Annotated in this window: 9 protein-coding genes; 5 read left to right on the top strand and 4 right to left on the bottom strand. The window is 53.7% G+C overall.

Annotated elements, in window-relative coordinates; translation table 11 throughout:
- Positions 1 to 190: 190 nt before the first annotated feature.
- The 3 genes from CPAR_RS07040 (at position 191) to rnr (ending at position 4419) form a co-directional block, all read left to right on the top strand.
- Positions 191 to 685 carry a DUF2127 domain-containing protein gene (locus tag CPAR_RS07040; RefSeq protein WP_012502621.1) on the top strand — a complete coding sequence of 165 codons (495 nt, stop codon included), beginning with the start codon at positions 191 to 193 and terminating at the stop codon, positions 683 to 685.
- Positions 686 to 823: 138 nt separating this feature from the next.
- A complete protein-coding gene (locus CPAR_RS07035; RefSeq protein ID WP_012502620.1) occupies positions 824 to 1777 on the top strand; it encodes a lysylphosphatidylglycerol synthase transmembrane domain-containing protein in 954 nt (317 codons plus the stop codon).
- Between the two features lie 245 nt (positions 1778 to 2022).
- Positions 2023 to 4419: a ribonuclease R gene (gene rnr / locus CPAR_RS07030; RefSeq protein ID WP_012502619.1), complete on the top strand. Its 2397-nt coding sequence runs from the start codon at positions 2023 to 2025 to the stop codon at positions 4417 to 4419.
- A 345-nt stretch (positions 4420 to 4764) separates the two neighbouring features.
- On the opposite strand, the gene CPAR_RS07025 is transcribed toward rnr, so the two are convergent.
- From CPAR_RS07025 to CPAR_RS07010, 4 genes are all read right to left on the bottom strand, one after another.
- Positions 4765 to 5343, bottom strand: coding sequence for a hypothetical protein (locus CPAR_RS07025; RefSeq protein ID WP_156773399.1), 579 nt, complete (start codon positions 5341 to 5343; stop codon positions 4765 to 4767).
- Between the two features lie 66 nt (positions 5344 to 5409).
- Positions 5410 to 5634, bottom strand: a complete 225-nt coding sequence (locus CPAR_RS07020) for an addiction module protein (RefSeq protein WP_012502617.1) — start codon at positions 5632 to 5634, stop codon at positions 5410 to 5412.
- Positions 5635 to 5738: 104 nt separating this feature from the next.
- A complete protein-coding gene (locus tag CPAR_RS07015) occupies positions 5739 to 7118 on the bottom strand; it encodes a deoxyribodipyrimidine photo-lyase (RefSeq protein WP_012502616.1) in 1380 nt (459 codons plus the stop codon).
- 149 nt (positions 7119 to 7267) lie between these two features.
- Complete coding sequence (locus CPAR_RS07010) at positions 7268 to 7987, bottom strand: type 1 glutamine amidotransferase (protein WP_012502615.1); 720 nt, start codon at positions 7985 to 7987, stop codon at positions 7268 to 7270.
- Positions 7988 to 8358: 371 nt separating this feature from the next.
- Here CPAR_RS07010 and CPAR_RS07005 point away from each other — a divergent pair, with 371 nt between their 5' ends.
- Together CPAR_RS07005 and CPAR_RS07000 are read left to right on the top strand one after the other, a co-directional pair.
- Positions 8359 to 10083, top strand: a complete 1725-nt coding sequence (locus CPAR_RS07005; RefSeq protein ID WP_012502614.1) for a ShlB/FhaC/HecB family hemolysin secretion/activation protein — start codon at positions 8359 to 8361, stop codon at positions 10081 to 10083.
- 136 nt (positions 10084 to 10219) lie between these two features.
- Positions 10220 to 15781 (top strand): two-partner secretion domain-containing protein, encoded by a 5562-nt coding sequence (locus tag CPAR_RS07000; RefSeq protein WP_012502613.1) that lies wholly within the window; start codon positions 10220 to 10222, stop codon positions 15779 to 15781.
- Positions 15782 to 15817: the final 36 nt, after the last annotated feature.

Genomic DNA, 15817 nt, shown 5'->3' with positions numbered 1-15817 from the left:
AGCGATGGCTTCGCCTGCCGGGTAATGACGATCTGTCTGGAGAGTGGTCAGGAAGGGAAATGGCTCAAATCTGGTTAGATTGCCGGAGCTCTCGGAGTATTTCCCGGTTTCTACCTTGCCTGCGAGAGCTCTGCTGACAGGCAACGGCATGCTGTTTTCTTCTTCAGGCTATTTTTGACCATTGTTGACCATGCATAAAAATGTGAGGGGCGGTCTCCGGGCCGTTGCGTTATTCGAGGCCGGCAAGGGCGTTCTGGTTTTTTCGCTGGCGCTTCTGCTCTCAACGTTCGTTTCGCGCGATCTTCCCGGCATTCTTGCCGAGATCAAGCTGCGATGGCACGTCGATCCATCAAACCACATTCCGGGGCTGGCAAAAATGCTTCTGCATGATCTGACCGGAGCGCGCCTTCATTTTCTGATTATGCTTGCCGCTATCTACGCGCTCATGCGCTTCATCGAGGCTTACGGGCTCTGGTTCGAGCGACGGTGGGCCGAGTGGTTCGCGCTCGTGAGCGGGGGTGTGTATCTGCCGATCGAACTCTATGAGATTGCCCGGGGGTTCAGTTGGCTGAAGATGGGGGTGCTTGCGATCAATCTCATCATCGTCGGCTATATGGCTGTTCTGCTGATTCGCGGGAAGGTGGCGCCGTCCATAGAGCAGGATGCGCCTGATTGTGTTTCATGACGGTGCAGCATCCTCATTTTCCTGAATACTCCTGATTGCATAGTGTTGCGGAAGCGGCGAGCCGTTGCTGCACTGGTATTCCCGTTGTATGTTTATTAATACACCGGGGTTTCCGGAGTGCTTAACGGTTGCAGGGCAATGAACAAAACCAGATATACCGCGATACTGGCTGGCGTCCTCTTGTTGGCAGGGTTTGCCTACATCGGTCTCAATTACGGGGAGCTTGCCCGTTTCGTACAGCTTATCGCGCATATCGATCCCCTCTGGATTGCTGTGGCCGTTCTGTTGCAGGCCGGAACCTATGGCTCGCTTGCCTGGATCTGGTACCGCATTCTGGCTGTTCAGGCTGTCCGTGCCCCCTTCCTGCAACTGATTCCTCTGGCCGTCGCCAAGCTGTTTGCCGATCAGGCGTTGCCTTCAGGGGGAATCAGCGGTATGGCTTTCGTGATTGCCGCATTCAAGCGGCGTCAGATTTCCGGATCGCTTGGCATGGGCGTTATGCTGCTTACCCTGCTTTCGTTCTATATCTCTTTTGCCATCGTTGCGGTGGTGGCGCTGCTGGAATTGTGGGCGCATCACGAAGCGCATCGCTGGATGGCTTGGGTTGCCGGTATTTTTCTGTTAATGTCTTTGATCGTTCCCGGCGTCATTCTGCTGTTGAAGAGGGGTGGACATCAGCGCCACCTGCCGGGCAGGCTATTGCGTTTTCCTCTGGTTGCCCGATTTTTCGGTATGCTTGAGGAGGTGCCGGACGATCTCTGGCGAAAGCCCTGGCTGATGGCTGAGCTGACCGTCTATCAGACGGCGGTTTTTCTGCTCGATGCAGCCACGCTTCTTGCAATGCTTTACGCTTTGGGGGATACGGTGCCGTTCGTTTTGGTGTTTGCCTCTTTTGTGATGGCCTCGGTTGTCGCCACGGTCAGCCTGATTCCGATGGGACTGGGCTCCTTCGAACTCACCTGCACAGGCTTGCTGGTGTCAGGCGGGGTCAGCGTCGAGTCGGCAGTGACCGCCACGCTTCTTCTTCGTGGTTTTACACTCTGGATTCCCATGATTCCGGGATTGTTGATAACCCGCCGAGTTGCCAAGTGATACTACATCGGAATATTCCCGCCCATTTCCGCTGCAATGGAGGACATATCGGAAATACGCTGCTTTTTTATTAAATTCCATACTTATTTTTGGATTCCGTTTCGGCAGTAGCATTATCGCGGCGAAGATCGAACGCTGGTATGCTATCTGCAAGGCGACCGTCGATGCACGGGAATCGGGCGACCGGACAGACTTCCTATGAGAGTGATGAATACCAAGGCATTAACATTTTAATAAGTATTTGAGTGGCAAGACAACGCAAGACATCAAGACCGCGTCCCGAGAAAGGTCCGGCGAAGAAAAAGAAAAACCGCCCGGCGCGTCAACATGAGAACAATGAAAAAGTACGGGCGAACGATCATATTCTGATCAACGAATTTCTGTTCAAGCGGGGTGAAACCTCCATGGCGACGGAGATCATCTCGTTCCTGACCGATCACGAAGGCGAACGCTTCAGGTCGGTGGAACTGGCCAAAAAGATGGGGTATGGCGAGTCTCGCCAGCTTCCGGGTTTCTGGTACGTGCTGCACAAGTTGCAGGAGGACGGCGTCGTTGACAAGGACAGCAATCGCTGCTACGGCTGGGCTGGACTGGAACCCGACACCTACGAGGAGCATCTGGTCGAGGGCCGTCACTTCCCGCAGCCCGGCAAGGAGCGCTACAAGGTCGATCAGACCTACCAGGGCAAGCTCACTACCCATCCCAACGGTTACGGCTTCGTCGATGTCGAAGGCTTCGATGACGATATTTTCATCGGTGCCGACATGCTTGGTCAGTCGCTGCATGGCGACGAGGTCGAGGTGCTGGTTACCAAAGTGCCTGAAACCTACGTGTCGAAGCAGTCGCCGCACCAGCGTTGCGAGGGGCTTATTGTCAATGTGGTCAGCCGCAAGCTTACGACGATTGTCGGCACGCTTCAGCGCGAAAACCGCCGTTTTCTGCTCAAGCCCGACCAGCGCAAGATTCTGCCCGAAATTCACATCTCCGTCAAGGACGCCAAAAAAGCCAAGGATGGCGCCAAGGTGTTGGCTGGCGATCTGGAGTTCCTGAAGAACGGCACGATCCAGGCCAGGGTGATCGAGATTCTCGGTCAGGCCGGAGAGTCGCAGGTCGAAGTGAGCGCCATCGCTCGTGGCCTCGGTATTGACGAGACTTTCGAGCAGGAGCTGCTGACCTTCGCTGAAAAGGTTCGCGAAGAGATTACCGACGAGGATCTTAAAGAGCGGCTCGACATTCGCGACAAGGACGTCTTCACCATCGATCCGGTCGATGCGAAGGATTTCGACGACGCGCTCTCGATCGAGAAGCTCGGCAATGGCGGCGGCTACAAGGTCGGCGTGCACATCGCCGACGTGTCGCACTACGTGCCTGAGAATTCGGCGCTCGACAAGGAAGCTCGCAAGCGTGCCACGTCAGTCTACCTCGTTGACCGCGTGATTCCGATGCTGCCGTCGCGCCTTTCCGAAAAGGTGTGCAGCCTCAATCCGGGCGTGGATCGCATGGCTTTCTCGGTTTTCTTCAATATCACCAAAAAGGGTGAGGTCAAGAAGTTCGAGTTCCACAAGACGGTCATCCACTCCAAGCGCCGTTTTACCTACGAAGACGTGCAGCAGATTATCGATGCTGGCAAAGGGGATTACGTCGAGGAGCTGCAAGCGCTTGAAAGCCTGAGCAAGACGATTCGTGCCCAGCGCATGGAGTCGGGCGGGCTTGAATTCGAGACCGAGGAGGTGCGCTTCAAGCTCGGCAGCAATGGTGAACCGGTCGAGGTCATCAAGAAGGAGCGGCTCGACAGCCACCGCCTGATCGAGGAGTTCATGCTGCTGGCCAACCGCACGGTGGCCGCCTACCTGACCGCCCGGTACGCCGAGAACGAAAAGAATCCGCATCCGGTGATCTACCGCGTGCACGGTGCTCCTCAGATGGAGCGGGTGCAGGTGCTGGCCAACTTTGTACGCAAGATCGGCTTCGACCTCAAGCTCGACCGCAAGGGCAAAGACAGCGCCACGGTGTCGTCCAGAGCGCTGCGCGAGCTGTTGCAGAAGGTGCACGGCACGAACGTCGAGTTCCTGGTCAACGAGCTGGTGCTGCGCTCCATGTCGAAGGCGGTCTATATGTCCTCCAACGACGGCCACTTCGGCCTCGGTTTCGAGCACTACACGCACTTCACCTCGCCCATCAGGCGCTACCCGGATCTGGTCATACACCGCATTCTGTTCGAGTACGAAACGACGCGCAAGAAGCGTCGCAAGGTGACGCCCGAAAGGATCACCGAGATCAGCGCGACCATCACCGAGGTGTGCCAGATCACCAACGAGCGCGAGAAAATCGCCACCGAGGCGGAGCGCGAGTCGGTCAAGCTCAAGCAGGTGGAGTACATGTCGAGCCATCTCGGCAACACCTACGGAGGCGTCATCACCGGCGCGACCGAGTACGGCATTTACGTGCGCATGACCGACTTCGCCATCGAGGGTCTGGTGCACATGCGCAACCTCAAGGACGACTACTACGAATACGACGAGGCGACCTACTCACTCGTCGGTAGGCGCAAACACCGTCGCCTGCAAATCGGCCAGCGGTTGAAAGTAAAGGTGCACGAAGTCGATCTGACGAGAAGAACAATCGATCTCACGCTGGCGTGAGGTAGGGTTGATTTGTTGGGATTGATGAGAAAGCCGGGCTGCGAAGTCCGGCTTTCTGCGTTTTGTGGGGGGGATAGGGGAGGTGAGGTGAGCGTTAGTGTTTCTGTTACGAATAGATTCGGTGATAAAACTCCTAATAATTCATTGAATTATCACTGGACTAACGTTTAAGGCTAGTGTCATGTTTCTTTTATATTGACGGATAATGCTGTGGCGTTTGGATGCGCATCTGCTGCTAAGTGGCTTAAAGTAAATGATTTAATAAAGGATTTCTGGTCTTTGATGAGACAGTTTTGCGGAGACATGACACTAGGGGCGGTGAGGCCGTCCGACTGGGGTGATGTGTTAGATGTATGGTAGCTCGTACTCATACTGATGCACCTTCCCTGACATTACCTCACCTAACAAACTCCAATGACTTTGACTTTCCGTTGTGGCTCCAAACATCCAAAGCTCACGAATTTTTAAGCCATCCGTATCAATATCTGAAAATTCTATTCTTTCCCTTCGATTTATTTTAATACCTACTATAAGATCATCGCTTCCAGAATATTTCGACAAACTATTGATGATATTTTGGAGGTTGGCATTTGGGTTTGCATATGCCGGAACAAGCTCTTTAAGCTGGATAGGTGCGAAACTCTGTACTTCCCCATCATTCCATGTGAATATTGAATCGAAATCCGAGTGCTCCTCGCGCGAAAATAAAATATCTTTTTTTAATGTCAGTGAAAGTAGTTGGCAAAATATTGCTGCATCCCAACTTTCACGTTCTCGTTTTAGCTTATTTGTTCGTAGTGCCTTTATTTTATCAGGTGTGTTCGTTATTGATATTTCTTCTCGGATTTTCCGAAGCTTTGGTAGTACTATTTTCGGATTAAAGTATTCATACCTACGCCATTCTCTCGGTACTTGCTTATCCATACGTCTAACATTAATAAGATTGATTCGCAAAAGGTGCATTTTTTTTGATAGGGTGAAAAGAAAAGTTCATGCTTCAAACCTTTTCCAAACCTTCGCAAAGACCTCATCACCCGGAATTGTCTGAACTTTACCAGATCGCAACTCCCCAAGACGACGCTGTGCTTCTGTAACCCACTTTTTGTCTATTTCTGATTTCGGCTGGTTCAGGCTGCGCAGCAGTGAATCCACCACGAATGCGCGCTCTTCAACTGGCAGCGACACCGCTTCGTCAATAAGTTGCTTTGTATTCATTATTTAACCTTCGCTACTGATTTGTTTACCCATTCGCAGATTCTTAACCATCAACAGTAAAAAAATAGCGTAAAGATTTCAACCCTGCCATTTGTCCTCCCATCTCAGAACAGTGTAGCCTGCGACGAGCCGCTCATCTCGGCGATGTAGCGGGGGACGTCGAATTTTCTTTTGCAGCCGTTGGCGTTCATGTAGCGGATGGTGCCATAGATCGGGCGCTCGACCCAGGGGCGGTCGTGGAGGCCGCCGATTGACCAGGCGACGCCGACGTAGCCGTTGGGATCGCGTCCGTCGAGGGCGTAGCGATCGTTGAGCATGAGCGCGATGTCGAAGGCTGCCGCCGGGGTGGCGCTCCATTCGAGAATCTTTTTGGCCCAGTACATGCGCATGTAGCCGTGGATGACGCCGGTTTCGAGCAACTGCGTCTGGGCGGCGTTCCAGAGTGGATCGTGGGTTTGCGCCTGCTCGAACTGCTCTGGCGTGTAGATGGCGTCGCGGCGGTCGCCGGTGTGTTCCAGCAGCGTCTTTTTTGCCCACTCGGGGATGCCGTCGAACGAGTCGTACCGCTCGTTGTAGTAGCAGTAGTTCTCCGATAGCTCCCGTCGGATGAACAGCTCTTCGACGAAGGCTTCGCGGTTAGCTTCCGAAGCTTTGCTCCGAGCAGCCTCGAAAGCGGCGTGCTGGGCGCTAAGCTGGCCGAAGTGCAGGTAGGGCGACAAGCCTGAAACCGCGCCGGAGTTTGGATCGTTGCGCTCGTCGGCGTAGCGGCTCAGGCGGCCATCGACGAAGTCTCGCAGGTGCAATTCCGCCGCCGCTTCGCCCGGCTCCAGCGCGGGTACGGCTTTGACCGAGCGATCAACCTTGAGCAGCGTTTCCATCTCATCCCACTCCACCGGCGGCGGAAGCTTGTCGGGTTGATGCTGGAGTTCCGGTTCGGGGAAGTCTGTCAGAAACTCCTCGCGCAGGGTGTTGAGTTTCGGGCGGATCGTGCGCGCGGCGTACTCCTGCTTTGGCGAGGCGAGCCAGCACGGCACGATGTTGTGCGCATCGACTTCGTAAAACGTGCACGAGAGGCCTGGCGCGACTTCCTGCTTCCAGTCGCGCACCAGCTTCAGCGGCGAGAAGTCCGCGACGAGCGCTCCTGCGTTCCGGCTGGCGGCATACTCCGGCAGCGTTTTGCCCGGCTCGCCGTAGAGCGCAGTGAACAGCACGCCCAGCTCACGCAGTCTCGTTTCCACCTCACGAAGTCCGCGGAACATGAAGTCGTAGTGGCGCATCGGCGCGCCGAGAAAGCCGGGCGCGAGGGTGAACACCACTTCGAGCGGCTGGCCGAGCTGGTTGGCCTTTTGGCTGGCGAAGAGCAGCGCCCAGTTGTGGCGCACGCGCTGGTCGCGCGACATCCAGTAGATGACCGTGCCGTGCTGGTCTTCGATCTGGTTCAGGTGTCGCACGCGACGCTCGTCGATTGTTATTGCTTTGGCCATTAAAACTCTTAAACAATTGCCCCGTCCCGAAAGCTTTCGGGACGGGGTATGCGGATAAAACAATATAAAATAAGGGCTTTAGCCCAATTTCTTTCTTTGACGTCGATTGGTGTTATGGCCGCATTAGTAAGCTCATCGCGTCAGCACTTTCACGCTTTGACGAGGCCGGTTACGGCGAGGAAGTTCAGCAGGATCGAACGCCCGGTTTCGGCGTATTCCTCGCTGATGGCATCGAACTCCGCGAGCAGCTCATTGCGATTCATCGCCTTCAGGTCGGCGTCGATGCCGATCCAGCTCTCGAACATCTCGGGCGTCATCTCGAAGTGGCATTGCAGCCCCCATGCGTTGCTTCCGACCCGCACCACCTGATTCGTGCAGCCGCGCCCCGTGGCGAGCAGCGTCATACCGTCCGCCAACTCTACCGTTTCACCGTGAAGCTGAAACACCCGCAACCGCTCCGGCATCCCATGGAAAAGCGCGTCGCGCTTGTCGTCGTCCGTTAGCTCCACCATGAACGGTTCGCCGTCAGGTTCGCGGAACCCGATCTCCTGCCGGGGGCACTTCACCACGTTGCCGCCGCGAGCTTTCACAAGGAGCTGCAAGCCGAGGCAGATGCCGAGGTACGGTACGCCAGAGTCAAGCGCCTTCTTGATCAGCGCCAGTTCGCTGATGATCTGCGGTGTCGCGTCATTGGCGCTCTGCGGCCCGCCGAGTACCACCATGCCAGCAAAGCCCGCCGGATCGGGTGCGGTTTCGCCCTTCGAAAGATCGCAGAGCTTGAAGTCGATTCCATGCTCTTTCAGCAAATCGGCAAGGATTCCGGGGCCTTCATGGCTGATGTTCTGGACGATGAGCAGTTTGTTGTTCATAGGTCATCCTTGGGGTGATGGGTAGATGATGCAGCGACTTGAAAATCAATGTAGTACGGCAGGTTCTTTCCGGCAAATCCAGCGGATGCAAGAGGGAGATTGCGGTTCAATCCGGGGGGAGGGTGTGGGCGAGTGGAGTTGGCGCTTGATTTTTTGGGACTTTAGAGGCAGTAACGCCGTTGGTGCGTTGCCTCGGTTCCTGTTCGTTATTTAGATGTGTGTATAGGTTTGTCTTTGTTTGATAAAGGGTGTTTGTATAAAAAGTATACTATTTGCTTTGTTTTTTGTTCATCATATTCATAACTTCTATATGAGAAGTTTATAAATGACTATTTATTTTTTGATCGTCGCTCTAAACCGAGGTATCACTGATGAGAACAAAGATAATAGGATTTGGTTTTGCGGGGTTAGTGCTTACCGCAGGCACTCTGCAAGCTGCACCATTCGCACCGACCCCTGATGCGGGTAGTCTCCTGCGCGAACAGGAACCGCAGCGCATGCTCCCCTCCGATCAGTTGAAGAAGCCTGAGGTGGAGCCATTCGAAGAGGGAATGCAACCAGATGACGGAGTGCGTGTCCGTGTCAAGGGGTTCTCATTCCAAGGCTACGAAGGGGTGATTACTGAGAAAGAGCTCAACAATATTGTGGCGTCATCCGTAGGACAGGAGCTTTCTTTTGGCGACCTCCAAAGGCTGACAAACAAGATTACGTCAGTTCTCAAGGAGAGGGGTTGGTTCCTGTCGTGGGCCTACCTTCCGAAGCAGGATATTACCCAGGGGATAATCATTATCCGGGTTGAGCAGGGCAAGAGCGATGGCACCGTCCGCTACAATTTGGAACAAGCACCAAGGCTCAAGCAATGCTTTCTTGAGAATATGATCGGTGATTCTGTGGCCAAAGGTAAGGCCATGAATCAGAAAGAGTTTGAGAAGGCTGTCGTGTTGATGAACGATATTCCTGGTGTCATCAGCGCCAAAGCTTCGCTCTCTTCAGGATTTTATTCCGGAACGAGTCAGATAGATCTCACCGTGGTTGAAGGCCCCCTGGTTTCAGGAAACGTGTCGGAAGACAACTTTGGAAACCGCTATACAGGTGAGTGGCGTACTAATGCTCAGGTGACGTTGAATGATCTGAGTGGATGCGGAGACAAGCTCGATTTCACAGGTACCTATTCCGGTGATCTGAGGCAGGGCGCAATCAATTACTCTTTCCCGATTCTCTACGATGGTCTCAGGGGTAACGTGGGGTTCAAGGCAATGCACTATGAATTGGGTAAGGAGTTGTCGGTTTACGGATTTGATGGCGGCAGTTATGAAATCAATCTTGGCCTTGACTATCCGATTATAAGGACCCGGAAGTCAATTATGGTTGCTTCGGCGGGTTACGCATACCGGGAGTTGAAAGATCAGTGGTACAATGGTCAGACCTACCGTGAACGCTATACGAATGACGTGTCCTTTGGCCTGAAAGGAGAGCGTTGGGATTCCATCTTGGGAAACTCGTACACTTCGTTCCGTGCCATGGTGACATTGGGCGATTTGAACCGCCCTGTTGACCTGCTGGGCACCAACCTGGCTGAGACGGGCCAGTTTTCGAGATTCAATTTCGCCCTGTATCATCTTCACCATCTCGCCCCCCAGACGACTGCAAGCATTTCGTGGACGGGTCAGCTTGCGCCACAGAACCTCGATACGAGCGAGCAATTTTCATTGGGCGGCCCCTACGGCGTAAGGGCTTATCCGCTTGGCGAAGGCTTGGGTGACCAAGGCCAGATGATCAATGTGGATTTGCGTTATGCTATACCGGTAGAATCGCTTCGTGGAAGTGTTCAGCTTTTCGGTTTCTACGATGCGGGTCAGGTCCAGTTACATCATGATCTGAAAGGGACGAATGTCGATACAGCAACGGGAAAGAACACCTACTGGTTGCAGGGCGCCGGTCTTGGAGTCAATTACGATTACTCTTCGAGGTTCAGCCTTCGGGGTAGCTGGGCGCATGCGATCGGCAAGAATCCCGGCAGGGACATTTACGGAAACAATTCCGACGGCAAAGATGATCGTGATCGTTTCTGGCTTCAAGCAGTGCTTTTTTTCTGAATCACCCGTAGGATGTTGGGCGATCAAACAGGTCGGGCAAGGTGGCAGTTCTGTAGAGCCTCTCGATCTTGAAAACAGAGGTAACGTAGAGGTTTTGGAGTTCATAAGGCTTGTCAAGACATAGAATAATACTACCATGAACAAGATATTTCGCATTGTCTGGTCAGCGGTGAAAGATAAATGGATCGTCGTGTCGGAGAAAAGTTCGGCAAAAGGCGCCTACATGTTCACCGTAGGGGCTATTATGAGCCTCGCAGCATTTATGGCAATGGCATCGCCAGCAATGGCCCTCGATCCGGGAGCATTGCCTACTGGTGGTCAGGTCGCGGCAGGTAGCGCGAGCATCACCACCAGCGGCACCCAGATGACGGTCGATCAGGCGACCCAGCAGCTCATTGCCAACTGGAGCACCTTCAACATCGGTGAGGACGCTTCCGTGAATTTTGTTCAGCCGAATTCTACTTCGGTTGCGCTCAACAGGATTTCCGACCAAAACCCCAGCGAGATTCTGGGTACGCTTTCGGCGAATGGCAATTTGATGCTTGTAAACCGTGCTGGCGTCATGTTTGGCAAAACCGCGACCGTGAATGTCGGTGGTTTGGTGGCTTCTTCGCTTGATATCAGTGACAGCGATTTCCTTACGGGAAACTACCAGTTTACGAACGCAGGTTCGGCCGGTTCAGTAGTCAACGAAGGAGCGATAACAGCCAATGGTGGCGTCGTCGCGATGATAGCGCCGAAGGTTACCAACAACGGAACGATCAGCGCCCCGTCAGGAAGCGTGGCCATGATGGCCGGTGACCAGGTTACGGTTCAGTTTCTGGGTGACGGTATGATCAGCTATACTGTGGACAAGGGAACGATTGATGCTCTTGTTGAGAATAACAGCCTCATTCAGGCTGGCGACGGCTACGTGGTGATGACTGCCAAGGCAGCCGATGCGCTGACGAAGTCGGTGGTCAACCAGACGGGCATCGTTCAGGCCACAGGCATTAAGGCCGATGGTGGTCGGATCATTCTCGATGCCGATGGCGGGCAGGTCAACCTCTCAGGTACGCTGGACGTTTCGTCTGCCGCAGGCAACGGCGGATCGGTTGTCGTTACCGGTGACGAGGTGAATGTGCAGAGTGGCGCCTTGATTGCTGCTGACGCGACTGATAATGGTGACGGCGGTACCGTCGTTCTCTCTTCCGACGAGGCGACTACCTTTGCGGGTACCATATCGGCTGAGGGTGGCCCGAACGGCGGAAACGGTGGATTTGCCGAGGTGAGTTCCCTTGGTTCTCTTGACATTACTGGTCATGCTTCCTTGCTGGCTCCTGCAGGAACAGTTGGCACTCTTTTACTGGATCCCCATAGCATTGCTATTATTGATGGTGCCAATGATGGGGTAGCACCCTCCGGAGAATATTCAAAGATTACTAACGGCTGGCTTGCTTACCAGCTGAATCTCTCGACGGTTGACCTTGTGGCAACCAACGACATCAATTTTCTTGCTGATCTGACTTATTCAGGTTCCGCAAGCACATTGACCCTTAACGCTCCTACCATTGTATTGACAGGGGACGGAACGAGTTTCTCCATTAACGCCAGTACCGCAGACTTAAACCTCAACTTTGGTACTGCTACAGACCAGAATACGCTTCTGCTTGCCGACGCAACGATCACTACGCTCGGTGATGTTACGTTCAACGGCAATGTCGGTGGTGATCATGATCTGACAATTACCGCAGCGCAGGTCACGTTCAACAACGGGGCTACAGGTGGGTTCAGTGGTAGTTACTGGGATGGAACAATCGGTTCGTCACCGAACGACTACTATTTCACTTATTCTGGTGCAAGCCTGAACAATACGGTTTTCACTCTTGACTTTACAACGGCAACTGTTACTTCTGATAAAAATGGGGGTACAAACGTACCAATTACCGGTGAGTTTTTGCCAGGCAATGCCACCTTTAGGGTTGGTGATAATATTCACCTCAACTTTAATGGAAATAATGCTCGTGCCGGTACCGAGCCCGTTGTAGTTTATGGTGCAGATGGGTTGCCGATTGACTCTTCGTACTATGAAATTATGGGTACCGGGCAAGGATACCTTGTGTTCAATTCTGAAGTCGAGGTATCAAGAATCACCTTTACTGAGGGGAACGCGAGTGGGGCTGAAATTTCTGGAACATGGATTGGCCCTAGTTACAACGTGGTCGACGTGCTTTCAGCACCGGTACTGACCAACCTTGACATTACGGGCCCGACCTATATCACAGGGAACATTACGACCACCGAAGACCAGACGTATGTCGGCAATGTAGCTCTTAACAGTAACTCGGTGCTGACAGCCCGGGATGTTGCGATGAGCTCCTTGGTCAATCTTGGGAGTTATGACCTGACGGTGAACAATACCGGCACTGCCAGCTATATAGCTGGGACGATCAGTGGCACTGGCTCGCTGACCAAGGACGGTACAGGTACGCTGGTGCTGATAGGTAATAACACCTATAGCGGTACGACCACCATTAGTGATGGAACGCTGCGGGTTGGCTCGGGTATGACGAGTGGTACGCTGGGTACTGGCAATGTGCTCGATAACTCTCATCTGGTGTTTAACCGTTCTGATACTTCCAGCTATGCCGGAGTGATTTCGGGAACAGGAGACGTGACCAAGGACGGAGCAGGCACGCTGATACTAACTGGTGATAACACCTATAGCGGTACGACTACGATTAATGCTGGCACGCTTCAGGTCGGCAACAACGGAACGACCGGTACCTTGGGTACTGGCCAGGTGACCGACGACGCAAACCTGCTGTTCTACCGTTCCAACAGTTATGACCTTGACGAGGTGGCTGCTGGAGGCATCGTTGGTGACGGCAATGTCACCTTGGCATCGACGGGTGGGGATGTCTCTATCACCAATGCCACGATTGCGATGTCATCTGGAAGTACCATTACAGTCTTTTCTGGTACACCGGATACCGCTAATCTGTTTGCTCAGATGTCGGGACCTGATAAATCGGCTCTCAAATACAAAGCCTATGGTGTTGAGTATGGTGATGTGTCGATTCCAACGAATGGCACGTACAACTTCTTCTATCGCACAGAGCCAACTCTGACGGTCACACTGACTGATTCGAAGACTTATGACGGCACGAACACGGCAAATAATCCTCAGCTTGTAAGTGTTGTTTCAAGTGTTGACGACGGCGACTCATTTGATAGCCTTGATTACAGTGATTTAGTTACGAGCGATGTCACTTTTGATGGCGTTAATGCAGGTTCGCACAATTTGAACTTTGACGTCATTGATAACGAAGTAACGCCGATCGTTGTCGACAACTGGTCTATTTCTGGATACGATGTGCAGGGCGCAGGTACAGGTACGATCACGCAGGCCCCATTGACGATCACGGGCGGCACGACGAGTCACCAGTACGACGGAACCCAGTACACCAACACCTACAGCGTTACCTCTGGTACACTGTATGGAAGTGATGCGGTGACCGGTGTAACGACGCTGGGCACAGGCACGAATGCCGGCACGTACAACGACAATCTGACGTCGGCAACGGGCAGTGGCCTGTCGAACTACGACATCGATTTCGTGAACGGCTCACTGACGATCACGCAGGCCCCATTGACGATCACGGGCGGCACGACGAGTCACCAGTACGACGGAACCCAGTACACCAACACCTACAGCGTTACCTCTGGTACACTGTATGGAAGTGATGCGGTGACAGGAGTGACGACGCTGGGCACGGGCACGAATGCCGGCACGTACAACGACAATCTGACGTCGGCAACGGGCAGCGGCCTGTCGAACTACGACATCGATTTCGTGAACGGCTCACTGACGATCACGCAGGCCCCATTGACGATCACGGGCGGCACGACGAGTCACCAGTACGACGGAACCCAGTACACCAACACCTACAGCGTTACCTCTGGTACACTGTATGGAAGTGATGCGGTGACCGGTGTAACGACGCTGGGCACAGGCACGAATGCCGGCACGTACAACGACAATCTGACGTCGGCAACGGGCAGCGGCCTGTCGAACTACGACATCGATTTCGTGAACGGCTCACTGACGATCACGCAGGCCCCATTGACGATCACGGGCGGCACGACGAGTCACCAGTACGACGGAACCCAGTACACCAACACCTACAGCGTTACCTCTGGTACACTGTATGGAAGTGATGCGGTGACCGGTGTAACGACGCTGGGCACAGGCACGAATGCCGGCACGTACAACGACAATCTGACGTCGGCAACGGGCAGTGGCCTGTCGAACTACGACATCGATTTCGTGAACGGCTCACTGACGATCACGCAGGCCCCATTGACGATCACGGGCGGCACGACGAGTCACCAGTACGACGGAACCCAGTACACCAACACCTACAGCGTTACCTCTGGTACACTGTATGGAAGTGATGCGGTGACAGGAGTGACGACGCTGGGCACAGGCACGAATGCCGGCACGTACAACGACAATCTGACGTCGGCAACGGGCAGCGGCCTGTCGAACTACGACATCGATTTCGTGAACGGCTCACTGACGATCACGCAGGCCCCATTGACAATCACGGGCGGCACGACGAGTCACCAGTACGACGGAACCCAGTACACCAACACCTACAGCGTTACCTCTGGTACACTGTATGGAAGTGATGCGGTGACAGGAGTGACGACGCTGGGCACGGGCACAAATGCCGGCACGTACAACGACAATCTGACGTCGGCCACGGGCAGTGGGCTGTCGAACTACGACATCGATTTCGTGAACGGCTCACTGACGATCACGCAGGCCCCATTGACGATCACGGCCAATGACGACTCCAAGACCTATGATGCGGTGGCATACACAGGCGGCAACGGTGTCACGTACTTTGGTTTCGTCAATGGGGAAGACATCAGTATTCTTGGTACGCTCGTTTACACGGGCAATAGCCAAGGTGCCATCAATGCTGGGACCTATCAGATAATTCCAGCTATTGAGGAGGAAGAACCGGGATATTACAATTATTCCATCACGTATAATCCAGGTACCCTTACGATTGAGCAGAGCCTTAATCCGGCTGATGTTGTTGAACTGATTCCTCCGGGTCCCGTTATCCTGCCGGAAGATGTCATCGGCGGTAAAGGCTCTAATCCTCTGGTTAACACAACTGGTATGGATTTCGGCAGCTTCGCGGAACTGACTACTGGTAGTGCTGCCGAGCTTATCGCTGACGGCTCAGCTGAAGAGACTGGTGGTGGCACGCTGCTTGAGCAGAGTGGTGTGTCTGGCGAGACCAGGACGGTAGCTATGGGCAGTGAAGGTGAGGTCGCTTCATCCGAGATGACCTCTGGAACCGTCGAAGAGGCTACTGCTCAGGTGGTTGTCAAACTGGTCAGGAATGCTGAGGCAGGTACGACAGGCTTGATCGATGTTCTTATCCCTGAAGCAATGCTTCGCAGTAGTTCAGCTATTACGTTTGAACTTCCAAAAGAGGTGAAAGGGCTGCTGTTGAAAGGTGATGGTAATGAAACCGTGAAGCTGGAAAACAATAATCCTCTTCCGGCATGGATCACCTACAACAGAGGTAGTAAATCCTTCACCGCGATCAATCCGCCATCAAATGCCTTCCCGATGAAGGTGGCGATAACCGATTCTGCAATGCTTAGCTGGGTTGTCGACATTTCGATTCGTTAACAGGGTGGTGTGATGCCTGTGTTGTGGGAAGAGGGT

Source organism: Chlorobaculum parvum NCIB 8327, assembly GCF_000020505.1.
Taxonomy (GTDB): domain Bacteria; phylum Bacteroidota; class Chlorobiia; order Chlorobiales; family Chlorobiaceae; genus Chlorobaculum; species Chlorobaculum parvum_A.
Note: the sequence above shows the minus strand (reverse complement) of the source record. Positions and strands in the feature narration are given on the sequence as shown.

Bases quoted from the DNA above. Each gene is read 5' to 3' on its own strand.
- CPAR_RS07040 (WP_012502621.1), top strand. From the start codon at position 191: ATGCATAAAAATGTGAGGGGCGGTCTCCGGGCCGTTGCGTTATTCGAG.
- CPAR_RS07035 (WP_012502620.1), top strand. From the start codon at position 824: ATGAACAAAACCAGATATACCGCGATACTGGCTGGCGTCCTCTTGTTG.
- CPAR_RS07025 (WP_156773399.1), bottom strand. From the start codon at position 5,343: ATGGATAAGCAAGTACCGAGAGAATGGCGTAGGTATGAATACTTTAAT.
- CPAR_RS07020 (WP_012502617.1), bottom strand. From the start codon at position 5,634: ATGAATACAAAGCAACTTATTGACGAAGCGGTGTCGCTGCCAGTTGAA.
- CPAR_RS07015 (WP_012502616.1), bottom strand. From the start codon at position 7,118: ATGGCCAAAGCAATAACAATCGACGAGCGTCGCGTGCGACACCTGAAC.
- CPAR_RS07010 (WP_012502615.1), bottom strand. From the start codon at position 7,987: ATGAACAACAAACTGCTCATCGTCCAGAACATCAGCCATGAAGGCCCC.
- CPAR_RS07005 (WP_012502614.1), top strand. From the start codon at position 8,359: ATGAGAACAAAGATAATAGGATTTGGTTTTGCGGGGTTAGTGCTTACC.
- CPAR_RS07000 (WP_012502613.1), top strand. From the start codon at position 10,220: ATGAACAAGATATTTCGCATTGTCTGGTCAGCGGTGAAAGATAAATGG.